The organism is Brenneria alni (assembly GCF_003666245.1).
Taxonomy (GTDB): Bacteria; Pseudomonadota; Gammaproteobacteria; order Enterobacterales; family Enterobacteriaceae; genus Brenneria; species Brenneria alni.
The window spans coordinates 136,410-161,409 of the sequence record NZ_MJLZ01000001.1; the positions used below are offsets into that span (position 1 = coordinate 136,410).

Genomic DNA, 25,000 nt, shown 5'->3' on the forward strand with positions numbered 1-25,000 from the left:
TTGAAAATTGGATGAGTAGTATAAAAAAAGCCAGCGTTGATCAAAACGCTGGCTTTCGCTGTTGCTGATTAATTAACTTTAATCAACGCGTGCATTTCCTGCACCGAAGTGACTTTCTCAGTAGGATCGGCGTTTAACGACATGGCCGTGGCAAACCCGCCGTTCATGGTCGTATCGTAGTGAACCTTGTACTGCAATGCGCTCCGGCGAATCAGCTTAGAGTCCTCAATAGCCTGGCGTCCTGCCGTGGTATTGACGATATAGGTGTACTCGCCGTTTTTGATCCGATCCTGGATGTGCGGACGACCTTCATGCACCTTGTTCACCAGACGCGGATTAATCCCCGCTTCACCCAGTTCAATGGCGGTGCCGTGCGTCGCATCCAGCTCAAAGCCGTGCTTCAGAAGTTTGGCCGCCAGATCCACCACGCGGGCTTTGTCGCCCTCACGAACCGACAATAGCGCACGGCCTGATTTCTTCATCTGTGAATTGCTGCCCAGCATGGCTTTGGCAAAGGCTTCAGCGAATGTCCGCCCCACGCCCATCACTTCACCGGTTGAGCGCATTTCCGGCCCCAGAATCGGGTCAACGCCGGGGAACTTGTTAAACGGCAACACCACTTCTTTCACCGAGTAATAAGGCGGAATGACTTCTTTCGTCACCCCTTGTTGAGCCAGCGTCTGCCCCACCATCACCCGGGCGGCCACTTTCGCCAAAGGTACGCCGGTCGCTTTGGAAACAAACGGAACGGTACGCGCCGCACGCGGGTTAACTTCGATCAGATAAACCTCGTTGTTCTTGACGGCAAACTGCACATTCATCAGGCCGCGAACGCCAAGCTCAAACGCCAGCTTTTCCACCTGCCGACGCATCACGTCCTGAATCTCTTTGCTCAACGTATAAGCCGGCAAAGAACAGGCCGAGTCGCCGGAGTGAACGCCCGCCTGTTCGATGTGCTCCATAATGCCGCCAATCAGCACGCGCTCACCATCACAGATGGCATCCACATCGACTTCAATGGCATCGTCCAGGAAGCGGTCCAGCAGCACCGGCGCATCGTTTGACACCACCACCGCATTCTGGAAGTACCGGCGCAGATCGATTTCGTCGTAAACGATCTCCATCGCCCGCCCGCCAAGTACATAAGAAGGGCGAACCACCAGCGGATAGCCGATATCACACGCTTTTTCCACCGCTTGCTCAATCGCCGTCACGGTGGCGTTAGCCGGTTGCTTCAGGCCCAGACGGTCTACCGCCTGTTGGAAACGTTCGCGATCTTCAGCACGATCAATGGCATCCGGGCTGGTGCCAATTACCGGCACGCCCGCCGCTTCCAGCGCTCGCGCCAGCTTCAACGGCGTCTGTCCGCCATACTGCACAATGACGCCTTTCGGCTTCTCGATACGCACGATTTCCAGCACGTCTTCCAACGTAACCGGTTCGAAATACAGGCGATCAGAGGTGTCGTAGTCGGTCGAAACGGTTTCAGGGTTACAGTTCACCATGATGGTTTCATAACCGTCTTCACGCAGCGCCAGCGAAGCATGAACGCAACAATAGTCAAACTCGATCCCCTGACCAATACGGTTTGGCCCGCCGCCCAGCACCATGATTTTATCACGATCCTGATTCGGATTGGCCTCGCACTCCTCTTCATAGGTGGAATACAGATAGGCCGTATCGGTTGCAAACTCTGCCGCGCAGGTATCCACACGCTTATAAACCGGGTGCAGGTCAAATTTATCACGCAGCTTGCGGATTTCACTTTCCGCCACGCCTGCCAGCGTAGCCAGGCGCGCATCGGCAAAGCCTTTACGCTTCAGCAAGCGCAGGAAGTCGGCGTCCAGCGCGGTAACGCCTTTTTCCGCCACCTGTTCTTCCAGACACACCAGTTCTTCGATTTGTACCAGGAACCAGCGGTCAATATTGGTCAGGTTAAAGATGCCGTCCACTGACATACCCGCACGAAACGCATCGGCAATGTACCAGACACGCTCGGCGCCCGCGTCTTTCAGCTCACGGCGGATTTTGGTCAGCGCTTCAGGATCGTCCAGATCCACTTGCGGATCAAAACCCGTCGCCCCCACTTCCAGACCACGCAACGCTTTCTGCAACGATTCCTGCTGAGTACGGCCAATCGCCATCACTTCGCCCACAGATTTCATCTGCGTGGTCAGACGGTCGTTGGCGCCGGCAAATTTCTCGAAATTGAAGCGCGGGATCTTGGTCACAACATAGTCGATGGAGGGTTCAAACGACGCAGGCGTGCGACCGCCGGTAATGTCGTTCATCAGTTCATCCAGCGTATAACCGACAGCCAGCTTGGCGGCGATTTTCGCAATCGGGAACCCCGTTGCTTTGGAGGCCAATGCTGAAGAGCGGGAAACGCGCGGGTTCATTTCAATCACAATCAGACGGCCATTTTTCGGATTCACCGAAAACTGCACATTCGAACCGCCGGTTTCCACACCGATCTCACGCAGCACCGCCATCGAAGCGTTACGCATGATTTGGTACTCTTTGTCGGTCAGCGTTTGCGCTGGCGCAACGGTGATTGAATCACCGGTATGGATCCCCATGGCGTCAAAGTTTTCGATGGAGCAGACAATGATGCAGTTGTCGTTTTTGTCTCGCACCACTTCCATTTCGTACTCTTTCCAGCCAATCAGCGATTCATCGATCAGCAATTCTTTGGTGGGGGAAAGATCCAGGCCGCGTTCGCAGATTTCTTCAAACTCTTCGCGGTTGTAGGCGATCCCGCCACCCGTGCCGCCCATGGTGAAGGAAGGTCGAATAATACAGGGGAAGCCCACGTCAGCGGCGACGGCCAGCGCCTCTTCCATATTATGCGCGATACCGGAACGGGCGGTATCCAGCCCGATTTTCTTCATCGCCACATCAAAGCGGCGGCGATCTTCGGCTTTATCAATCGCATCAGCGGTGGCGCCAATCATTGTGACGCCGAATTCAGCCAGCACCCCCTGACGCTCCAGCTCCAGCGCACAGTTCAGCGCCGTCTGGCCGCCCATGGTCGGCAGCACCGCATCCGGGCGTTCTTTCTCAATAATTTTGCGCACCACTTCCCAGTGAATCGGCTCGATGTAGGTGGCATCCGCCATCTCCGGATCGGTCATGATGGTTGCCGGATTCGAGTTCACCAGAATGACGCGATACCCTTCTTCGCGCAGGGCTTTACACGCCTGTGCGCCAGAGTAGTCAAATTCACAAGCCTGGCCGATAACAATCGGGCCGGCGCCCAGAATCAGGATGCTTTTAATATCTGTACGTTTTGGCATTATCTCGCTCCTGATTATTTGGCTGAAGAACGGTAAGTCTTAATCAATTCAATAAAGTGGTCGAAAAAGGGCGCCGCGTCGTGCGGGCCGGGGCTGGCTTCCGGGTGCCCCTGAAAACTGAACGCCGGTTTATCGGTGCGGTGAATCCCCTGCACCGTGTGGTCAAATAATGATTTATGCGTCACGCGCAGTGTGTCAGGCAAATTATGCTCATCAACCGCAAAACCGTGGTTCTGGGCGGTGATCATCACACAGTTGTTATCCAGATCTTTTACCGGATGGTTGCCGCCGTGGTGGCCAAGTTTCATTTTGATGGTTTTCGCGCCGCTCGCCAGCGCCAGCAACTGGTGGCCGAGGCAGATGCCGAATACCGGGATATCCGCTTCCAGAAAGGTTTTTATCGCACGAATCGCATAATCACACGGCTCCGGGTCGCCGGGGCCGTTCGACAGAAATATCCCATCAGGATTGAGCTTCAATACCTCTTCAGCAGAGGTTTGGGCCGGAACAACGGTCAGACGACAGCCTCTGTCCACCAGCAGACGCAGAATATTACGCTTCACACCGTAGTCATAAGCAACCACATGGTAAGGCAGCTCGCTCTCCTGTTTGGCTTGGGGTAAGCCCCCCTCCAGCGTCCAACTGCCTTGTAACCAGCTATAGCTTTCAGCAGTGGTGACCTCTTTTGCCAGATCCATCCCTTTCAACCCCGGAAACGCTTTGGCTTTTTCCAGCGCGTGCGCCGCGTCTGGCGCGTCACCGGCAATAATGCAGCCGTTCTGGGCGCCTTTCTCTCGCAGTAAGCGGGTCAGTTTACGGGTATCGATATCGGCAATACCAATGATGTTGTTGCGCTTGAGGTATTCAGACAGGCTTTCTTCGCTGCGGTAGTTACTGGCAATCAACGGCAGGTCACGGATGACCAGGCCTTGAGCTTGTATGGAGAGTGATTCTTCGTCGCTGGCGTTAGTGCCGACATTACCAATATGGGGATAAGTGAGAGTGACAATCTGGCGGGAATAGGATGGATCAGTAAGGATTTCTTGATATCCGGTCATCGACGTATTGAAGACCACTTCCCCCACTGCCGACCCTTCTGCCCCGATGGCCCGACCGTGGAATTGGGTTCCGTCTTCCAGAACCAATAGCGCTGACTTAATCAAAACACCCTCCAAGGAATAAAAAATCATGTTATTTGCATATTAATTCAGATTAACCGATCTAAATCAACGCAAAAACCACCTTCAAGGTAAATTTTTGGCAAATTGGGCGCATTTTAATGATGGTCGGCTAACTTGTCCACTTCAACCGCACTTTTTCACTTCTTTTCATGCTTTATGGCATAAATCCCTCTCCACACCCGTAAAAGGACATGTTAACTCAGGAAAGTAAACGGTTGCTAATCTACATGGTTAAAATGAGTGTAATAATCAGCCAACATTGTCTGTTTTATGGTTTCAACATAAAAAAACAGACTTAAAAATCGAGAAAAGTTAGTAAAAAATAAGGTTAAGATAAAAAATAGAATAAAAGAGACAAAATAAAAGTAACGATTTTAAATCGTCACTTTTATCATTAAGTTATATTTATAAAATTACATTTTTAATTTATAAATCATCCAATCCAAGCACATCTTTCATATCGAAAAGACCACTTTCTCTGGACTTAATCCAAATTCCTGCCCTAACAGCGCCATTGGCAAAGGTCATACGGCTGGAAGCCTTGTGAGTAATCTCGACTCGTTCGCCAATATCAGCAAACATTGCCGTGTGCTCACCGACGATATCGCCCGCCCGCACCGTCGCAAAGCCAATGCTTTTCGGATCGCGCTCGCCGGTATATCCTTCGCGTGCATAAACGGCGCATGTCTTCAGATCCCGCCCCAATGCGCCGGCGATCGCTTCACCCATCGCCAGCGCCGTTCCTGAGGGCGCATCCACTTTATGCCGGTGATGAGCCTCAATAATTTCGATATCGGTGTAATCACCCATGACTTTGGCGGCTTTCTCCAGCAGCTTAAGCATCACATTTACGCCAACGCTGAAGTTAGCGGCGAAAACAATGCCAATCTCCTGTGCCGCCTGGCGGATAGCCGCTTTTCCCTGCTCATCAAACCCCGTGGTGCCAATAATCATGGCCTTATGGTGTTGACGACAAAATGCCAGATGAGCCAACGTGCCTTCAGGGCGGGTAAAATCGATTAAAATATCAAAGTCATCACGAACAGAGTCCAGACTATCGCTCACCGTCACGCCGCATTTCCCCAGCCCAGCCAGTTCTCCGGCATCTGCCCCCACCAGGGACGAACCTTGACGCTCCAGCGCGGCGCCCAAAACGGCGCCTTCAGTTTGTTCGACCGCCTGAATAAGCTGACGCCCCATGCGGCCACCCGCCCCCGCAACCGCGATACGGATTGATGATTCCTTCATAATGTCTCTCTCTTTCTGCTTCCGCTATGAATAACGGTAGGTTAACGGGCATGAAGCACTACCGCCAGTGGATTTATAGCCAGATGAGAAAATTATGTCAGAAGAAAAATTAAATCAGTAAAGACTATTCGATGTATTGCCTGCCCCAATAAATCAAACCCGATAACGCATAAATATGCATTTTTATCAGATTATTATTAATGGGCAATCATGGTTGTTCGGGGATTAATGGGGAAAAGGCGGTGAAAAGAGAAAACACTCCTCACCACCAATGATAAATCACTCAATCGATTTGCTTTACTTCGACACGCAGCTCTTTCGGCACTTCAAAAACAATATTTTCCTCACGGCCCTGCAATTCCAGTGCCACCTCTCCGCCCAGCGACTTTAAACGCTGTATAACCTGCTGTACCAGAATATCCGGTGCGGAAGCACCCGCCGTCACCCCAATGTGAGTAATACCCGTCAGCCAGCTCTCCTGAATATCTTCCGCCGCGTCAATCAGGTAGGCGGCCTTGCCTGCCCGCTGGGCCAGTTCTGCCAAACGATTGGAGTTGGAAGAGTTCTTTGAACCAACCACCAGCACCACATCCGCTTCAGCAGCCAGATAACGTACCGCCTCCTGGCGATTGGTGGTGGCGTAGCAAATATCATCTTTACGCGGGCCGATAATCTGCGGAAAGCGTTCGCGCAACGCATCAATAACAGCAGAAGTATCATCAACTGACAGCGTGGTTTGCGTCATAAAGCAGAGGTTGGTTTCGTCCTTCACCTGTAGTTGCCAGACATCTTCAGGCGACTCCACCAGATACATCCCGCCATCGGCATTGCTGTACTGCCCCATAGTGCCTTCCACTTCCGGGTGCCCGGCGTGGCCGATCAAGATAGCCTCAACGCCTTTCCGGCTGGCCCTTGCCACTTCCATATGCACCTTGGTCACCAGCGGACAGGTGGCATCAAAGACCGTTAAATCACGATTTCTGGCTTCAGCACGCACAGCCTGCGAAACACCATGCGCAGAGAAAATCAGAATCGAACCGTCCGGCACCTCATCGATTTGTTCAATAAATATCGCGCCGCGCTCACGTAACCCGTTGACCACATAACGGTTGTGAACCACTTCGTGACGCACATAGATCGGTGTGCCATATATCTCTAATGCCCGCTCGACAATACTGATGGCACGATCAACCCCGGCACAAAAACCCCGTGGGTTAGCCAGCAAGATTTGCATGCTGAACCTCCTGCTGTGAAGGATCGATATCCAGAACTTCCAGATCGAACGTAATAGACTGCCCTGCCAGCGGATGATTAAAATCCACCGTGACGGATTCTTCCGCCACATCACGGATAATTCCGGGCATATCATTACCGCCAATACCGTTGAACAACATGATGGTCCCCACATCCGGCACACCGGTTTGGGCAAAATCACGACGCAGAAAAAACTGGATCAGATCAGGATTTGCGGCACCAAAAGCAGATTCGGGCGGCAGCGTAAATTTACGTCTGTCGCCGCACTTGAGCCCCAGCAGATGCTGTTCCAATTCATCTGACAAACTGCCATCCCCCAGACGGAACAGCGCGGGCTTACCGCTTTCACGGGTGGACTCCGCCGCAAAGCCATCTTCCAACGTCAGGATAAAGTGCACCAGCACAGCGCTGTTGCTCTGTACAGTCTCGGACATCAGTGCCCCTTTTGCTTAACCGCATCATCATGAGTACTGAAAAAGCCTTCCAGTACAATCAGTGCGGCGCCAATGCAGATAGCCGTGTCCGCCAGATTGAAAGTGGCGAAATGCCAGTCCCTAACATAGAAGTCGATCATATCCACGACAAATCCATGCCACATCCGGTCAAACAGGTTGCCTAATGCGCCGCCGATGATCAGCGCATAAGCAATGTTATTCAACTTTTGCTGCGCACTGGCGCGATACATCATCACCAGCAGGGCAACCACAATGGCGATAGCAATACCGGCAAAGAACCAGCGTTGCCAGCCCCCCTTATCGGCCAGAAAACTGAACGCGGCGCCATAATTACGCGCATAGTGCAGATTCAGGGAAGGAAACAGAGGCAGCGTCTCTCCCAGCGCAAATTGAGAGAGAACCCACTGTTTACTACCGAAGTCAACGACTAAAACTACCAGCGCCAGCCAAAGCCAGCGCAACCCGCTCGAACAGATCGATTTATTCATCAGACAAATTCACGCTCTTCGCCTTTGCCGCCGACGTTGGTCGCGCAGCGACCACAAATATCAGGATGATCGGTGTCAGTACCAATATCTGACTCATAATGCCAGCAACGCGGACACTTATGCCCCTCCGCCTTGCTTAAGGCAATTTTCAATCCGGGTAGTTCCGTGCCCTGCGCATCAGCGGGCGCATTTTCATCAGGCTCCACCCGCGCTTTCGAGGTTAGCAGGGCAAAATGCAGTTCCTGATGTAACTGATTCAGCTTATCCGCCAGGTTGGCATCAGCGTACAGCGTGACGGAGGCTTCCAGCGATCCGCCAATACGCTTATCGTTACGCGCCTGTTCAATCACCTTATTCACTTCACTGCGCACTTTAAGGATATCGGCCCAGAATGCGTCATTCATGATTTCCGCCGTATCCAGGCCGAACAAACCGTCATACCACTCTTCGGTAAACACGTACTGCGCACGTTCACCCGGCAAATATGCCCAAATTTCATCAGCGGTGAATGACATGATCGGAGCCATCCAGCGTACCAGTGCTTCAGAAATATGATACAGCGCCGTCTGACAACTGCGGCGGGCCACACTGTCACTTTTCGCGGTGTACTGACGATCCTTGATGATATCAAGATAGAACGAGCCCATCTCAATGGAGCAGAACTGCATCAGGCGCTGTACCACGCGGTGGAAATCATAGCTGTCGTAGGCTTCGGTAATCTCTTCCTGCGCGGCTTTGGCGCGTCCGACCGCCCAGCGATCCAGCACTACCATCTCTTCCGGCTTCACCATATGCTTCTGCGGATCAAACCCGTTCAGGTTCGCCAACAGGAAACGTGCGGTGTTACGAATACGGCGATAAGCATCCGCTGACCGTTTCAGAATCTCATCAGAAACCGCGATTTCACCAGAATAATCTGTTGAACCGATCCACAGACGCAGAATATCACCGCCCAGTTTGTTCATCACATCCTGCGGGCTGACCGTATTGCCGATCGACTTGGACATCTTGCGGCCCTGACCATCAACGGTGAAGCCGTGGGTCAACACCTGACGGTAAGGCGCTTTACCTTTGATGGCCGTTGAAATCATCAGCGAGGACATGAACCAGCCGCGGTGCTGGTCAGAACCTTCCAGATACATATCTGCTGAATGGCCACCGAATTCAGGACGAACGTCGACCACAGATGCATGAGTTGATCCTGAATCAAACCATACGTCCAGCGTATCGGGCACTTTAACGTAATCCGCAGCGTCAGCGCCCAGCACATCAGCCGGATCAAGATCCCACCAGGCCTGAATACCATCCTGCTCAACGCGTTTGGCGACCGCTTCAATCAGTTCGCCGGTACGCGGGTGTAATTCTTCAGTGTCTTTATGAACGAAGAGCGACATCGGTACACCCCAGGTACGCTGGCGGGAAATACACCAGTCAGGGCGATTGGCGACCATCGCCTCAATACGGGCCTGGCCCCAATCCGGGATCCACTGTACGCCTTTGATTTCAGCCAGTGATTGCTTACGCAGCCCTTTTTGATCCATGCTGATAAACCACTGCGGGGTCGCACGGAAGATAATCGGCGTTTTATGACGCCAGCAACACGGATAGCTGTGCAGCAGTTTTTCCAGATGCAGCAGAGCGCCGCGCTCGCGCAGGATCTCAACAACGATGTCATTGGCCTTGAAGACAAACTTACCGTCCAGTTCAGGATAGGTTCCCGTCAGATAACACCCATTCGGCCCGACCGGGTTGGCGACTTCAAGCCCATATTGCTGACCGATGACATAGTCTTCCGGGCCATGCCCCGGAGCGGTATGCACCGCGCCGGTACCTGCGTCCAGCGTCACATGGTCGCCCAGAATAACCGGTACATCAAAGCCCATAAACGGATGCCGGAAGCGTAACAGTTCGAGATCGCCGCCTTTGCATTCGCCCAGCACTAGCCAGTGGTCAACGCCGATGCGCTTCATCGCGCTTTCAACCAGCTCGGCGGCAAGAATCAACGCCTGCCCTTCAACCTGAACCAACTGGTAAATAAATTCCGGATTCAGAGAGATCGCACGGTTAGCTGGCAGCGTCCACGGCGTAGTAGTCCAGATAACCAGAGAAAGCGGGCCATCAACCTGGCTTACGCCAAATTTCGCACACACCGCAACGGCATCGACAGCGTTAAACGCAACATCAATGGAAGGCGAGGTTTTGTCGTAGTATTCCACTTCGGCTTCCGCCAGGGCGGAACCACAGTCGGCGCACCAGTGAACCGGCTTGGCCCCTTTATGCAGATGGCCGTTTTCAATCACTTTGCCCAGCGCTCGAATAATATTGGCTTCAGTCGTGAAGTCCATCGTCAGGTACGGATGATCCCAATCCCCTAACACACCAAGGCGGATGAAATCTTTCTTCTGCCCGGCTACCTGCTCCGCCGCATATTTGCGGCATTCGGCCCTGAACTCTGCTGCACTGACCTTCTCACCCGGCTTGCCGATAAGCTGTTCAACTTTCAGCTCAATTGGCAGGCCATGACAGTCCCAGCCAGGTATATACGGTGAGTCATAACCAGACAGGCTTTTAGACTTAACGATAATGTCTTTAAGAATTTTGTTAACTGAGTGACCAATATGAATACTGCCATTCGCATACGGAGGGCCATCGTGCAGAATGAAGGTTTTTTTGCCCTTTTTAGCATGGCGAATCATCCCGTACAGATCCTGTTCATACCACCGTTTCAGCATGTCAGGTTCACGCTTGGCCAAATCGCCACGCATCGGGAACCCTGTTTCCGGCAAGTTCAGGGTAGTCTTATAGTCACTCATTAGATTCTCGATTTCGTTTTCGGCTAGAAAAATTATACCGGTGCCTTTAACCCAAAAAATACCCGGGCCGTCACCACATCATCGGCGATTTGCTGCTTTAACGCCTCAAGCGAAGCAAAACGCTGTTCATTACGTATCTTTTTACGCAGTACCACTTCTATATGACGACCATACAAATCCATCGTCGTATCCAGTAAATGCACCTCAAGCTGCTGGCGATTGTCTCCGGTTATCGTCGGACGCGTACCAATATTGGCGACACCCGGCAGCGGCTCATCCCCCAGACCATAGACGCTGACGGCATACACCCCGTTCACTGGCGATACCTGACGTTTTAACGACAGATTAGCCGTGGGGAAACCTATCGTCCGCCCCAGTTCCTTACCGTGGATCACTCGCCCGGAAATGCTGTAAGGGTGCCCTAGCAGATTTTCCGCCAGCATTAAATCATCATTGTTGAGCGCGTCACGTATGGCAGTGCTGCTCACTCGTTTACCATCGTTACAAAATGAGGCCGTACTGATAACCTCAAACCCCGCATCAAGGCCAGCTTTCTGTAATAGCAGGAAATCGCCTTCTCGACCAGCCCCGAAACGGAAGTCATCCCCCACGACTAAAAACCTGACGCCCAGTTTTTCCACCAGCAGAGTGGAAACAAAAGTTCGAGCATGGTTGGCGGCAAAGTGGGCGTCAAATTTAACGCACAGCAGATAATCCACACCGGCCTTTCTCAGATAATTCACTTTATCGCGCAGACGAGTCAACCGCGCAGGCGCCTTTTTAACAGAAAATAGCTCCTGCGGCTGAGGTTCAAAAATCATCACCATTACCGGAAGCCCGCGGGAACGTCCTTCCTGCTTCAAACGCTCAAGCAGCATCTGGTGTCCGCGGTGCACGCCGTCAAAATTACCAATAGTGAGCACACAGCCATAATGGTGCGCCCGAAGATTGTGTATACCGCGAATTAGCTGCATGGCTGGCTCGGAACAAATGGGTTAAATAATGGAAATCGGCGGATTATACCTTGTACAGCCAGTAAGGTTAACCCGCGATTCGCGCCTTTTGTTGCCGCGATTGCAGATACTCGTGAATTTATGAAGTGAAAAGCTGTATTCCGCCGCGTGAAGCTGTTAAAATCCTGCGCCATCACAACGTAACAAGCGTCGACGTACAAACGGCGCTTATTTGCACAAATCCATTGACAAACGAAGGCTAAAAGGGCATATTCCTCGGCCTTTGAATTGTCCTCGATAGAATATATTTGGGAGTTGGACCTTGGCTAATATCAAATCAGCTAAGAAACGCGCCGTACAATCTGAGAAGCGCCGCAAGCATAACGCAAGCCGTCGCTCTATGATGCGTACTTTCATTAAGAAAGTATACGCGGCGATCGCTACTGGCGATAAAGAAGCGGCACAGAATGCGTTTAATGATATGCAACCGATCGTGGATCGTCAGGCAAGCAAAGGCCTGATCCACAAGAATAAAGCTGCACGTCATAAATCCAATCTGGTTGCGCGCATCAACGCCATGCAATAATCGCGTTTTCGCGTGTTGTTGAAGAAACCGGCTTAGGCCGGTTTTTTTGCATCTGTCGCAGTCGACTTTACTCCTTCGGCTAGCCCTGAAGTGTGGAAGCTGGCAACACAACACGCTGTGATGGCAAAACAACCCGCAACACCACATAACCTGAGATAGCCGCCACCCCTGATGCCAGTAAAATACCCAGTTTGGCATAGGTAATAAATTCAGCGTCGCTGTTGGTAAAGGCCAGCAACGTGATAAAAATCGACATGGTGAACCCGATGCCGCATGGTACGGAAACCGCCATAATCTGGCCAAAACTGACGCCTGCCGGCAATTTGGCAAACCCCATCTTGATAACCAGCCAACTGCATAGCGTGATCCCCAACGGCTTACCAATCAACAGACCTGCGGCAATACCTGCAATCAGTGGTGAGAAAAGTTTATCTGCTTCAATGCCTTGTAAAACAATGCCCGCATTGGCAAATGCAAATAACGGAATAATCAGGAAGGAAACCCAAACATGCAGGCCCTGCTCCAGCGTAGTCGCAGGAGAAGAGCGCCCGTCACTCGTGCGCAGCGGGATAAAGAATCCAACGATCACCCCTGCCAGCGTGGCATGTACACCACATTTAAGAATACAAACCCATAGCACCATTCCCACCAGTAAGTAGGCCGAGGTCTTTGTCACATGCTGACTATTCATATAAGCCAGCACCGCGATACACAGTAATGCGCCCAGTAGCGCGGGCCAGAAAATCTGCTGGGTATAAAACAATGCAATAATAATGATGGCGCCCAGGTCATCAATTATTGCCAACGCCAGTAAAAAAACCTTTAATCCCGGCGGGACACGTTTGCCCAATAAAATTAGTACGCCAATCGCAAAGGCGATATCTGTCGCGGTGGGGATCGCCCAGCCATGACGAGTCACCTCATCGCCAGCATTGAACAGCAGGAAGAATAACGCCGGAAACAACATACCGCCGATGGCGGCCACCAACGGCAGCATCGCCTGACGACGGCTTGCCAGCGCGCCCATCACCAGCTCACGCTTTACCTCAAGCCCTATCATCAGAAAGAAAATTGCCATCAGACCATCATTAATCCACAGCAACAGGTTTTTATTGATCTCCAGCGCCCCAAACTTGATTTGCACCGGTATCATCAAGAACTGCTGATAACCTTCTGAACTGAATGGAATATTGGCTAAAATCATCGCCAACAATGTTGCACCAATGAGCATTAGTCCGGCGGCGGCATCGAGGCCAACGAAACGGCGAAGCATATTAATCATGTCACTACTCTCTATTACCGGGAGTCAAGCCGCGCTGTACTCTTTACCATAAAGCAAGATTACGCAACTCCCATGCTGGTTAAAAGTCGTTTAAATTTAAGAAGGCGATCTTAAAGCATATTATTAGCAAATTCGCCCTTATGGCGTGGGACGATACCATAAAAAACACAGGCAGCGTTTTTTAACGCCGCTTGCGGCGATCCGCAGGGTAGCTGGCAGGGATAGCCCGCCATAAAAAAACCGGCTGATGATTCACCAGCCGGTTTTTCTGTCTTATCTCACGGATTATCAAGAAAACATCAGCGAGTCAGATCGTCAAAAAACTTTTTCACACCATCGAAGAAGCTTTTAGAGCGCGGGCTGTTTCTTTCGCCAGAAGGACCGCCAAAACTCTCTTCCAACTCTTGCAATAGCTGTCTTTGCCGCTCATTCAGGCTGACCGGCGTTTCCACCACAACCCGGCATAACAGATCGCCCTGCGCGCCGCCGCGCACCGACTTCACGCCTTTGCCGCGCATACGGAACAGCTTCCCGGTCTGCGTTTCAGCAGGCACTTTCAGCTTCACACGTCCATCCAGCGTCGGCACTTCAATTTCTCCGCCCAGAGCCGCCATGGCAAAGTTAATCGGCACTTCACAGTACAGGTTACTTTCTTCGCGCTGGAAAATCGGATGCGCTTTTACCTGAACCTGAACATACAAATCGCCAGATGGCGCACCATGCTCCCCGGCCTCCCCTTCACCGGACAAGCGGATGCGATCGCCAGTATCCACCCCGGCCGGGATCTTCACCGACAGCGTTTTGCTCTTCTCTACCCGGCCATGACCGTGGCATTTAACGCAGGGATCTTTAATGATTTTCCCGCGCCCATGACAATGCGGACAGGCTTGCTGAACAGTAAAGAAGCCCTGGCGCATTTGTACCTGACCATTACCATGACAGGTAGGACAGCTGACAGGTGAACTCCCCGGTTTAGCCCCGTTGCCATGACAGACATCGCACTCTTCCAGCGTAGGGATACGGATCTCTTTGGTGACGCCACGGACAGCTTCTTCCAGTGACAGCTCCATGTTGTAGCGTAAATCAGCACCGCGGCTTGCGCGCTGGCGGCGGCCACCGCCAAAAATATCACCGAAAACGTCGCCAAAAATATCACCAAAATCGGCACCGCCTCCGCCAAAACCGCCGCCTCCGCCCATGCCGCCTTGTTCAAATGCGGCATGGCCGTACTGATCGTAGGCGGCACGTTTCTGTGAATCAGTGAGGACTTCGTAGGCTTCTTTAATCTCTTTAAATCGTGCTTCAGCCTCTTTATCACCAGGATTCCGATCCGGGTGATATTTCATCGCCAGACGCTTATAAGCCTTCTTGATTTCACGCTCTTCCGCATCTTTAGAAACGCCTAAAATCTCGTAATAGTCTTGCTTCGCCATTCTTTTTTTCCTGCCCTCAACATGCGTGCACGGGCGCAGAGTTTCCTCAACGCCCGTGCTGGTTGCCAGCAACAGTTAATAGTTACCGTTACTGCGCCCGCTCAAGGGCGATTATTTTTTATCTTTTACTTCTTCAAATTCGGCATCAACGACGTCATCGTCTTTACGAGCAGAATCGTCCCCGGCAGCGCCTTCGGCGCCCGCCTGAGCCTGCGGCTGAGAGGCTTCCAGTAATTTACCTGAAGCCTGAACCAGCGCCTGGATCTTCGCTTCGATATCCGCTTTGTCTTCACCCTTCAGCGCACTTTCCAGTGCTTTCAGGGCGTCGTCAACGGCAGTTTTATCATCAGCGGCCAGATTATCACCGACTTCCTCCAGTTGCTTACGCGTACTGTGCAACAGGTGATCGCCCTGGTTACGGGTCTGAACCAGCTCTTCAAATTTACGGTCAGATTCCGCGTTCGCTTCAGCGTCACGAACCATTTTCTGGATTTCTTCTTCATTCAAACCAGAAGAGGCTTTGATAGTGATTTTCTGCTCACGACCGCTGTTTTTATCTTTAGCGGAAACATGCAGGATACCATCAGCATCGATGTCAAACGTGACTTCAATCTGCGGCATACCGCGTGGCGCAGCCTGAATACCGTCCAGATTAAACTGCCCCAAAGATTTATTATCCTGAGCGCGTTTACGTTCACCCTGCAGGACATGAATCGTCACCGCAGACTGGTTATCTTCCGCTGTAGAGAAAACCTGACTGTGTTTAGTCGGGATAGTGGTGTTCTTGGCAATTAGCGCCGTCATCACGCCGCCCATCGTTTCGATACCCAGTGACAGCGGGGTCACGTCCAGCAACAGAACGTCTTTCACATCGCCGGACAACACACCACCCTGAACCGCAGCACCGATAGCGACAGCTTCATCCGGGTTTACATCTTTACGCGGTTCTTTACCGAAGAAGTCAGCCACTTTCTTCTGTACCAGCGGCATACGGGTCTGACCTCCGACCAGAATCACGTCCTGAATTTCAGAGACGGACAGGCCAGCATCCTTCAGCGCAACTTTCAGCGGCTCCAGAGAACGGTTAACCAAATCTTCAACCAAAGATTCCAGTTTGGCGCGAGTTACTTTGATGTTCAGGTGTTTCGGACCGGTCGCATCTGCGGTGATATACGGCAGGTTAACGTCCGTCTGCTGTGCGGAAGACAGTTCAATCTTGGCTTTTTCCGCCGCTTCTTTCAGGCGCTGCATCGCCAGTGGATCGTTACGCAGATCGAAACCCTGTTCTTTCTTAAATTCATCAACCAGATAGTTGATCATGCGGCTGTCGAAGTCTTCACCACCCAGGTGGGTATCACCGTTGGTGGCCAGCACTTCAAACGTTTTTTCACCATCAACTTCATCGATTTCGATAATGGAAATATCGAAAGTACCGCCCCCCAGGTCATACACAGCGATGGTGCGGTTGCCCACTTCTTTATCCAAGCCATACGCCAGCGCTGCTGCGGTCGGTTCGTTAATAATACGCTTCACTTCCAGACCGGCGATACGACCGGCATCTTTGGTCGCCTGACGTTGAGCATCGTTGAAGTAAGCAGGAACAGTGATAACCGCTTCAGTGATGGTTTCACCCAAATAGTCTTCTGCCGTTTTCTTCATCTTTTTCAGCACTTCCGCTGAAATCTGCGGCGGAGCCATTTTCTGATCTTTCACTTCCAGCCAGGCATCACCATTATCAGCCGCAATAATTTTATACGGCATGATGTTGGTATCGCGCTGGACTTCTTCATCTTTGAAACGACGGCCAATCAGACGCTTAATCGCAAACAACGTATTCTTCGGGTTAGTCACCGCCTGACGTTTAGCCGGCTGGCCAACCAGGATCTCGCCGTCTTGCGTATAGGCAATAATTGAAGGAGTGGTGCGATCGCCTTCGCTGTTCTCCAGTACTTTAACCTGCGTACCGTCCATAATCGCTACACAAGAGTTGGTCGTACCCAGGTCGATACCAATAATCTTACCCATCTAAACATCTCCACTAAAAAGTCATATTCGGTGTGGTAGTTCAACCACTATGCGGGTGAAATGTCGTTTTTCAACTACAGAATCCTATTTTCACGACAACGTTTTCCATTCGCCCAGCCTCATGTTTCAACGACGCCGCGCAAATTTAACGGCCCGACATAAACCTTCTCGATTTGGTCAAACTGTTTTGGTTGAAAATAAGATGGGGTCAACAATCCTATCATCAAGGGGGGGAGATGAAAAAAAGTGGCCTTTATCCCTTGTTCGATCAAACTATTCTTAATTCGCCATATTGTGTCCATTCCAGCCGCCCGATATGATGCCGCGCTCGCCGCCAAAAAATTTTCAGGAAAAATTTTTGACGTTGCATCACAACGGCCCGTAGGGGTGGCGGGCAAGGATAAACCGCCACCAAAAGAGGCACATTCCCGGCGTTATAGCGGGCAATTACACCTTAATTTATTGATAATTTGTTATTGCAGAGGATTTATGCATACGAACAAGTTGGCGAATCCCGGTCCGCTAGGGCTGATGGGCTTCGGAATGACGACTATTTTATTGAACCTGCACAATGCAGGCTTTTTCCCGCTTTCTTCTATTATTCTCAGCACAGGCATCTTTTACGGCGGTATTGCCCAGATCCTGGCTGGTTTACTGGAATATAAAAAAGGGAATACCTTTGGCGTTACCGCATTCACCTCTTATGGCGCTTTCTGGCTAACATTAGTCGCCATTATTATGTTACCCAAAATGGGGTTGGCTGAAGCCAGCGATCCTCAGTTCCTGGGTGTATTCCTCGGTCTATGGGGCGTATTCACCTTGTTTATGTTCTTCGGAACATTACGCGCCAACCTTGCGTTACAGTTTGTATTTGCCAGCCTGACGGTTCTATTTGCATTACTGGCTATCGGTAATTTTACCGGTAATCATGCACTACTGACCTTTGCTGGTTTTGAAGGCATTATCTGTGGAGCAAGCGCCATTTATCTGGCAATGGCAGAAGTGTTAAACGAACAGTTTGGCCGTAAAGTCCTCCCCATTGGCGAGCGTAGCGCGCACTAAAAGTAAGATACAGCCCGGTTGTAAAACAGGCCCTGTTAATTTGACAGGGCCTGTTTGCTGGTGCGCATAAAAGAGAATTTAAATGCCTGCGGGTGAACGGGAACGCTCTGCCTCGGAAAGCTTACTGTCTTGCTCACTATTCAGGTCACGGTGTAAATAAATCCCCAGCATTACCCCGACACCGGCCAGCGTCAGCACATACCATGCCGGGGCCAGCGGTGTTGCCTTCATAATCACAGTGACAAAAATGGGCGTCAAGCCACCAAAAATGGCATAAGCCACGTTATAGGAGAACGAGATCCCGGAAAAACGGACCTCAGCCGGGAAAGCGCGCACCATCACGTAGGGCACCGCGCCAACAACACCGACACTGAACCCGGCGACCGCATATCCAACAAACAGCAATTCCATATCACTTGCCGCCGTTCGGTAGAAAAACCAACTGCATACCGCCAGTAACAGGCTACCGCAAATAAAAACCTTACTGGCGCCAAAACGATCAGCCGACAGGCCGGCAATAATACAACCGAAAATCAAGGCAATGGTGGCCAGACAGTTTGCCTGTAATGCCAATGCGGCAGAAACGCCATGTATTTTTTGCAGATAGGTGGGAGCCATCAGAATCACCACCACAATACAAGCCGATAGCATCCAGGTAAGAAGCATGGAAATCACCACTGCTCTTTTATGCTTTACTACCACAGATTTCAGCGGCATTTCTTCAGCCAACTGTTTTTGAGCCTGCATTTCCATGAAGATCGGCGTTTCCTGCAACCAGCGGCGTAAATACATCGCAACCAGACCGAAAATCCCGCCGATGAAGAAAGGTAAACGCCAGCCGCCGCCTGACATCTGCTCAGGGGTAAATACGGTATTCAGCAAGGTTGCAATCAGTGAACCCAGTAAAATCCCCATCGTCAGTCCGGCAGTCAATATCCCGCAGGCGAAACCAATGCGAGAACGGGGAACATGTTCAGCCACAAAAACCCATGCGCCCGGAACCTCACCACCAATCGCCGCCCCTTGTAGTACACGCATCAGCAGCAATAATAATGGCGCGGCGATCCCGATAGACTCATAGGTTGGCAGCATACCCATCGCCAACGTCGGCAAAGCCATCAGCAATATACTCAGGCTGAACATTTTTTTACGCCCGATCAGGTCACCAAAATGGGCCATGATAATGCCACCCAATGGGCGAGCCAGATATCCGGCGGCGAAAATGCCGAATGTCTGAACCTGGCGTAACCATTCCGGAATATCTACCGGGAAAAAGAGATCACCGATGACCGCCGCAAAAAAGACGAAAATGATGAAATCATAGAACTCCAGCGCGCCACCCAGTGCAGCCAGAGAAAGCGTTTTATAATCTTGCCGGTTTAACCGACGGTGCTGTTGATGAGATTGATGATGCTCGTGGGCCATTAGTTACCGCGCCATGCCAGAGTAGGAAGAAATAAAATTTACCGCCTTATGTAAAGCTAAAATTACTATAGCGGCAAAATTATGATACACCAGACAAGCTGAATCTTATTTTTGAAATAGCCAAACTTCAGTTTTTTATTTCGTGTACGGCATTTTTAGGGCGAAAAGCTGCTACTACACTCGGATCGGTTTCAATGTAAGGGCCTTCCAGCAGTTGGATACAATACGGAACACTGGTAAAAATTCCGGCCACAATGACTTTGCCGTCAACATCTTTCAACCCTTCCAGGGTCTCTTTGATGGATTTGGGCTGCCCCGGCAGATTAAGAATCAATGCATGTTTACGAATAACGCCGACCTGCCTTGAAAGAATCGCCGTTGGCACAAAGTGCAGGCTGATTTGGCGCATCTGTTCACCAAATCCCGGCATTTCACGGTCGGCAATGGCCAGCGTCGCATCTGGTGTTACATCACGACGCGCAGGCCCTGTGCCGCCAGTGGTGAGTACCAAATGGCAGCCTCGCTCATCAACCAGTTCACACAGCGCTTGTTCAATCAATGACTGCTCATCAGGCACCAGGCGGGTTTCTATTGCAAAAGGCGTCGTCAATGCAGCCGTCAGCCATTTCTCCAGTGCGGGTATCCCTTGATCTTGATAAACACCACCGGATGCCCTATCTGAAACGGATATCAAACCAACATGCAATACATTCATAAGAGGACCCCAATAGACTAAAAACCAATATTATCAGTACATTACCTTATTTATGCCCGGTAATCGCCATTAAAAAGCGTCTCAAAATGGAACATGGTCATTTTAATCAGTAACCACTGGAATTGAATCTAAGTAAGGGATACAACCACCATGAGTTTCCCTGCCACCAAATGCATATCAGACCATCATTAATCAAGGCCTTTTAAAAAAAATAAAAAGAACGGTATCGGCTATCATTAACATTCAACAGGTTTTAGATAATATGATAAAATTATAAAGCAGCGTGTTCTCGATCAAGATAATAAGTAAATAAAGTCACACCAAGGAAGTATTCATGAATAGCACTAAGTATAAGATATTAGAGTTTTTTTCCCATCCGATATCCGCATTTATTCTGTTCGGTCTTATTTCCATTGTGATCTCCATTACTATTATGCATAAATCAAACAAAAACGCCTGGCAGATAGAAAGGCAAAACCTTGATACGATGATTAAAACTTATGGATCTCATAATTCCGGCGGAGACGTTTTAGAAAGTGATACCACAAGTAAAACAGGGCGCTACACCTACGCACGGATAAGAACCCTGGTATTTAATACTCGTGATGTGAGCAGTGAATGCATCAATAGATTATCGGCATCAGAGTTAAAGTTTAATGATATGGCAATCATACGCATCTGCCAGACTAAACTTCCTTCGATCGGAGAGTATGCGGGAAAGGGCACGTTAACGTTCATCCTCCCTATTTTATCCTCGAAGGACGAACTGCTGGGAATTCGGATAAGAACCAATTCAGAACAGCCTCCCCCGTCGATACTCGATACGTTCACTTCTGCCATGCCAGCCATCTTGATAGTGTGCATTGCACTGCTTTGTGCCGTGCTGGGTAGTTTACTTTCCATACTGGCCAAAAAGTACCTGATAGAATTACCAATAACCGCAAGATATGACGACTTGACCGGATACCTGAGGCGGGATGCGTTTTTTATGGCCGCCAATAAAGCGCTGGGTATCTCTAATTTTTCCAAAAGCCCTGTTTGCGTCATCCTCATCGATATCGATCACTTCAAGAAGGTGAATGATACTTTCGGCCATAGCGCCGGGGATGAGGCACTGAAAGTTGTGGCCGACGTTTTAAAAAAATCATTCCGCCGGGAAGATATTTTTGGACGCATTGGCGGTGATGAATTTGCTATTGTTTTACCTAACATAAATCTGGAAGATGCCTACATAGTTGCAGAGCGGGCCAAATTGGGAGTCAGCAACGCCAATAGTGAAATACTTGGAAATGATGTGAGCCTGGCGGTCAGCATCGGATTGGTCGAATATCTCATTGAAAAAGAAGATCTAGCAACGGTAATGAAACGCGCGGATGAAAAACTTTATGTCGCCAAAATAACGCGCAATACGGTGGCGAAATAATAAATAGCCGGATGTCGCTTGTCGAACCGGCTATTTTTCGAACCAGTTTTTACAGTAGTTCAGCAATCATTTTTTCTAATTTTTCCTGATCGACCGCAAATTTGCGGATGCCATCGGCCAGTTTATCGACGGCCATTGGATCCTGATTATGCTGCCAGTAGAACTGTGCTTCCGTCAGTTTAGCCGGACGCGCCTTAACGTCGCCGGTATAAGAAAGTTTACGGGTCACTTCCCCTTCACTTTCAGCCAGCTCTTTCAGCAAGGCCGGAGCGATGGTCAGACGATCACACCCAGCCAGCTCAATAATCTCACCCAGATTACGGAAGCTCGCACCCATAACGACGGTTTCATAACCGTGTTCTTTGTAATAATTGTAGATTTCAGTCACGGAAATCACGCCAGGATCGTCGTTAGGGGCAAATTCTTTTTTATCGCCATTGGCTTTGTACCAATCCAGAATACGACCAACAAACGGTGAAATCAGGAATACGCCAGCTTCGGCACATGCACGAGCCTGCGCAAAGGAGAACAACAGCGTCAGGTTACAGTTGATTCCTTCTTTTTCCAGTTGCTCCGCAGCACGAATACCCTGCCAGGTGGAAGCCAATTTGATCAGAATACGGTCATTGCTGATGCCAGCATCGTTATAAAGATTAATCAAATGTTTTGCTTTCGCGACACTGGCTTCGGTGTCATAAGAAAGACGGGCATCAACTTCTGTAGAGATACGGCCAGGGATCAGTTTTAGAATCTCAAGACCAATGTTGACCGCCAGCTTATCCGTGGCAGCGGCCACCTGCTGTTCACGGTCATCGCTCTGGGTACGCGCCCAGACAACCGCGTCGTCAATCAGTTTGCGGTATTCGGGGATTTGAGCAGCATTAAGAATCAGCGAAGGGTTAGTGGTGGCATCTTGCGGTTGATACAATTTCATTGCCGCAATATCGCCGGTATCAGCTACAACTGTTGTCAATTGGCGTAGGGAAGTCAGTTTATCCGTCATGTTGGCATTTCTCATTGTTTATGCGTGGGTTATTAGTGCATGAACTGGTGGCATTCTATCGTCGCCTGAATCTGATAATAACACGCGCGAAACCCGGCGCAAGACAGCCTTTGTCAGTTAATTATTCCACTATTAACTATTTTACTGTTATCCGGCAACCGACCTGATGATTACCGCCCCCTGTCATAACCATCGCCGCTTTCTTACTTGATTTTTGCTACAGTAAAAGCATCTAAATCAGCCCGATAGGACATGGCGCATGTTAATAATTATTTCACCCGCAAAAACACTCGATTACACCAGTCCTTTAGCGACACAACGCTTTACCCAGCCGGAATTGCTGGACTATTCCAGCCAATTAATTTCCATCTGTAAGAAACTGACGCCAGCGCAGATTTCATCACTTATGGGCATCAGCGACAAACTGGGCAGCTTGAATGCCGTTCGCTTTAATGAGTGGCACCCCGACTTTACCCCGGATAATGCACGACAGGCTCTGCTGGCCTTTAAAGGGGATGTCTACACTGGCCTGGCCGCCGAAAATTTCAGCGAAGAAGACTTTGATTTCGCCCAACAACACCTGCGTATGCTGTCCGGCTTATACGGCGTTTTACGACCGCTGGATTTAATGCAGCCTTACCGGCTGGAAATGGGCACCAAACTCGACAACAAGGCGGGCAAAGATCTCTATAGCTTTTGGGGCGATATCATCACTGCAACGCTGAATCAGGCAATAAGCGAACAAGGTGACGACATTCTGGTTAATCTGGCTTCGGATGAATACTTCAAAGCCGTTAAACCCAAAAAACTGAATGCCCGGCTAATTAAACCGGTATTTCTGGATGAGAAAAACGGCAAGTTTAAAATCATCAGCTTTTACGCCAAAAAAGCACGTGGATTAATGAGCCGCTTTATTATCAAAAACCGCCTGACGCAGCCGGAACAGTTGAAAGATTTTGATCTGGAAGGTTATTTCTTTGCCGAGGCGGAATCGTCCGTTCACGAACTGGTGTTTAAACGCCACCAGCAATGACGGGGCGGGAAAACTCACCGCCCCTGAAAAGAGATTATTGCGGCAACGTCATCAGGAACTGACGCAACTGTGCGAAATCAGCCGGGAAGTGATGCGACAGTAAGTCCAGTTCGGCGCGTTTCGCCAGCGCATCAGGCAGTTCCAGTGTTTTACCCAGAATGTCTTCCACACTTTCCTTGAATTTCGCCGGATGCGCCGTTCCCAGGAACAGGCCAAATTCGCCGGGCTGTAGCTGATCGCGCAATAAACGATAGGCAATCGCCGCGTGCGGCTCTGAGGTATAGCCAAGCGCGTCGAGTTCATGCATCGTCTCTTTGGTGGCGTCATCACTTACCGCCCCAAAGCCCAAAGTTTTCAGTTGCCAGTTTTTACGGCGGAACAGCTCTTCCACACGCGGCCAGTTGTTCGGCTGGCTCACATCCATCGCGTTAGACAGCGTGGCGACCGTCTTATTCGGCTCCCAGGCGCCACTGCTCAGGAAACGCGGCACCGTGTCGTTGGCATTGGTGGCAGCGATAAAACGTTTAATTGGCAGGCCGAGAGATTTGGCTAACAGGCCAGCCGTCAGATCGCCGAAGTTGCCGCTCGGAACAGAAACCACCAGCTGATTACGCGCTTCCTGCGGCAGTTGTGCCACCGCTTCAAAGTAGTAACAGATTTGCGCCAGCAACCGGCTGATATTAATAGAGTTAGCCGAGTTAAGACCAATCGTCTTTTTCAGCTCTTCATCATCAAAAGCCTGCTTAACCAGTGACTGACAGGCATCAAAATCACTATCGACGGCAATAGTATGAATATTGCCCCCCAGCGTACAAAACAGTTTTTCCTGCAACGGACTGATTTTCCCATGTGGGTAGAGGATCACCACACGAATGTTTTCCAGACCGTAAAACGCGTGAGCGACCGCAGCGCCAGTATCACCTGATGTGGCGGTAAGAATGGTGATTTTATTATCTCCCGCGACCTCCGTCAGCATCTGCGCCATAAAACGTCCGCCGAAATCCTTGAACGCCAGCGTCGGGCCGTGGAACAGTTCTAATGCAGCAATATCTTCTGATACCGAGGCCACTGGCGCCGGGAAAGCAAATGCCTTTTTGACTCGTTGATATACCGTTTCATCGGGCATTTCATCCCCGATGTAGGCGGATAAAATACGGCTGCTGCGGGTAACAAAATCCATTTCCAGCAGTTCGTCGATTTCAGTCAGGTTAAATTCGGGCAGTTCCAAAGGAAAGAACAGTCCCTGCTGACTTCCCAACCCTCGTTGAATAGCCTGTGCAAAGCTGACCTGTTCATTATGATCTTTAAGGTTGTACAGTTTCATG

At 50.5% G+C, this 25,000-nt stretch carries 19 protein-coding genes; 4 read left to right on the forward strand and 15 right to left on the reverse strand.

Translation table 11 applies throughout. The features are described from left to right. Window positions 1–68: 68 nt before the first annotated feature. The 8 genes from carB to ribF all read right to left on the reverse strand — a co-directional run bounded on the left by carB (window position 69) and on the right by ribF (window position 11,709). Window positions 69–3,296 carry a carbamoyl-phosphate synthase large subunit gene (carB, locus tag BIY29_RS00580; RefSeq protein WP_121572774.1) on the reverse strand — a complete coding sequence of 1,076 codons (3,228 nt, stop codon included), beginning with the start codon at window positions 3,294–3,296 and terminating at the stop codon, window positions 69–71. 14 nt (window positions 3,297–3,310) lie between these two features. After that, on the reverse strand, window positions 3,311–4,459 hold the full coding sequence (carA, locus tag BIY29_RS00585) for a glutamine-hydrolyzing carbamoyl-phosphate synthase small subunit (protein ID WP_420808396.1): 1,149 nt from the start codon (window positions 4,457–4,459) through the stop codon (window positions 3,311–3,313). Window positions 4,460–4,903: 444 nt separating this feature from the next. After that, window positions 4,904–5,725 carry a 4-hydroxy-tetrahydrodipicolinate reductase gene (dapB, locus tag BIY29_RS00590; RefSeq protein WP_121572778.1) on the reverse strand — a complete coding sequence of 274 codons (822 nt, stop codon included), beginning with the start codon at window positions 5,723–5,725 and terminating at the stop codon, window positions 4,904–4,906. Window positions 5,726–6,008: 283 nt separating this feature from the next. Continuing rightward, on the reverse strand, window positions 6,009–6,959 hold the full coding sequence (gene ispH / locus BIY29_RS00595) for a 4-hydroxy-3-methylbut-2-enyl diphosphate reductase (RefSeq protein WP_121572780.1): 951 nt from the start codon (window positions 6,957–6,959) through the stop codon (window positions 6,009–6,011). Next, a complete protein-coding gene (gene fkpB / locus BIY29_RS00600; RefSeq protein WP_121572782.1) occupies window positions 6,940–7,413 on the reverse strand; it encodes an FKBP-type peptidyl-prolyl cis-trans isomerase in 474 nt (157 codons plus the stop codon). The genes ispH and fkpB overlap by 20 nt, the downstream gene beginning before the upstream one ends. Continuing rightward, on the reverse strand, window positions 7,413–7,922 hold the full coding sequence (gene lspA, locus BIY29_RS00605; protein ID WP_121572784.1) for a signal peptidase II: 510 nt from the start codon (window positions 7,920–7,922) through the stop codon (window positions 7,413–7,415). Before lspA ends, fkpB begins: the two co-directional genes overlap by 1 nt. After that, entirely contained in the window at window positions 7,922–10,735 is a 2,814-nt protein-coding gene (gene ileS / locus BIY29_RS00610) for an isoleucine--tRNA ligase (protein ID WP_121572786.1), read from the reverse strand. Before ileS ends, lspA begins: the two co-directional genes overlap by 1 nt. A gap of 32 nt (window positions 10,736–10,767) precedes the next feature. Continuing rightward, a complete protein-coding gene (ribF, locus tag BIY29_RS00615) occupies window positions 10,768–11,709 on the reverse strand; it encodes a bifunctional riboflavin kinase/FAD synthetase (protein WP_121572788.1) in 942 nt (313 codons plus the stop codon). Between the two features lie 301 nt (window positions 11,710–12,010). On the opposite strand from ribF, the gene rpsT reads away from it, so the two are divergent. Then, a complete protein-coding gene (rpsT, locus tag BIY29_RS00620; protein WP_009111382.1) occupies window positions 12,011–12,274 on the forward strand; it encodes a 30S ribosomal protein S20 in 264 nt (87 codons plus the stop codon). A 79-nt stretch (window positions 12,275–12,353) separates the two neighbouring features. Here rpsT and nhaA read toward each other — a convergent pair whose 3' ends face one another. From nhaA to dnaK, 3 genes are all read right to left on the reverse strand, one after another. Continuing rightward, on the reverse strand, window positions 12,354–13,556 hold the full coding sequence (gene nhaA, locus BIY29_RS00625) for a Na+/H+ antiporter NhaA (protein ID WP_121572790.1): 1,203 nt from the start codon (window positions 13,554–13,556) through the stop codon (window positions 12,354–12,356). 299 nt (window positions 13,557–13,855) lie between these two features. Beyond that, entirely contained in the window at window positions 13,856–14,989 is a 1,134-nt protein-coding gene (dnaJ, locus tag BIY29_RS00630; RefSeq protein ID WP_121572792.1) for a molecular chaperone DnaJ, read from the reverse strand. A 111-nt stretch (window positions 14,990–15,100) separates the two neighbouring features. After that, window positions 15,101–17,014 (reverse strand): molecular chaperone DnaK, encoded by a 1,914-nt coding sequence (gene dnaK, locus BIY29_RS00635; RefSeq protein WP_121572794.1) that lies wholly within the window; start codon window positions 17,012–17,014, stop codon window positions 15,101–15,103. A gap of 489 nt (window positions 17,015–17,503) precedes the next feature. On the opposite strand from dnaK, the gene satP reads away from it, so the two are divergent. Next, a complete protein-coding gene (gene satP, locus BIY29_RS00640; protein WP_121572982.1) occupies window positions 17,504–18,076 on the forward strand; it encodes an acetate uptake transporter in 573 nt (190 codons plus the stop codon). A gap of 78 nt (window positions 18,077–18,154) precedes the next feature. Here the strand turns inward: satP and BIY29_RS00645 are convergent, their stop codons facing one another. Beyond that, window positions 18,155–19,501, reverse strand: a complete 1,347-nt coding sequence (locus BIY29_RS00645; RefSeq protein WP_121572796.1) for an MFS transporter — start codon at window positions 19,499–19,501, stop codon at window positions 18,155–18,157. A gap of 127 nt (window positions 19,502–19,628) precedes the next feature. After that, a complete protein-coding gene (mog, locus tag BIY29_RS00650; RefSeq protein ID WP_121572798.1) occupies window positions 19,629–20,216 on the reverse strand; it encodes a molybdopterin adenylyltransferase in 588 nt (195 codons plus the stop codon). A 334-nt stretch (window positions 20,217–20,550) separates the two neighbouring features. Between mog and BIY29_RS00655 the strand changes: the two genes are divergently transcribed. Beyond that, window positions 20,551–21,639 (forward strand): GGDEF domain-containing protein, encoded by a 1,089-nt coding sequence (locus tag BIY29_RS00655; RefSeq protein WP_121572800.1) that lies wholly within the window; start codon window positions 20,551–20,553, stop codon window positions 21,637–21,639. 49 nt (window positions 21,640–21,688) lie between these two features. Here BIY29_RS00655 and tal read toward each other — a convergent pair whose 3' ends face one another. Continuing rightward, window positions 21,689–22,642 carry a transaldolase gene (gene tal, locus BIY29_RS00660; RefSeq protein ID WP_121572802.1) on the reverse strand — a complete coding sequence of 318 codons (954 nt, stop codon included), beginning with the start codon at window positions 22,640–22,642 and terminating at the stop codon, window positions 21,689–21,691. Window positions 22,643–22,901: 259 nt separating this feature from the next. On the opposite strand from tal, the gene yaaA reads away from it, so the two are divergent. Then, entirely contained in the window at window positions 22,902–23,675 is a 774-nt protein-coding gene (yaaA, locus tag BIY29_RS00665) for a peroxide stress protein YaaA (protein WP_121572804.1), read from the forward strand. A 34-nt stretch (window positions 23,676–23,709) separates the two neighbouring features. On the opposite strand, the gene thrC is transcribed toward yaaA, so the two are convergent. Beyond that, window positions 23,710–24,999, reverse strand: a complete 1,290-nt coding sequence (gene thrC / locus BIY29_RS00670; RefSeq protein WP_121572806.1) for a threonine synthase — start codon at window positions 24,997–24,999, stop codon at window positions 23,710–23,712. Between the last annotated feature and the right edge of the window lies 1 nt (window position 25,000).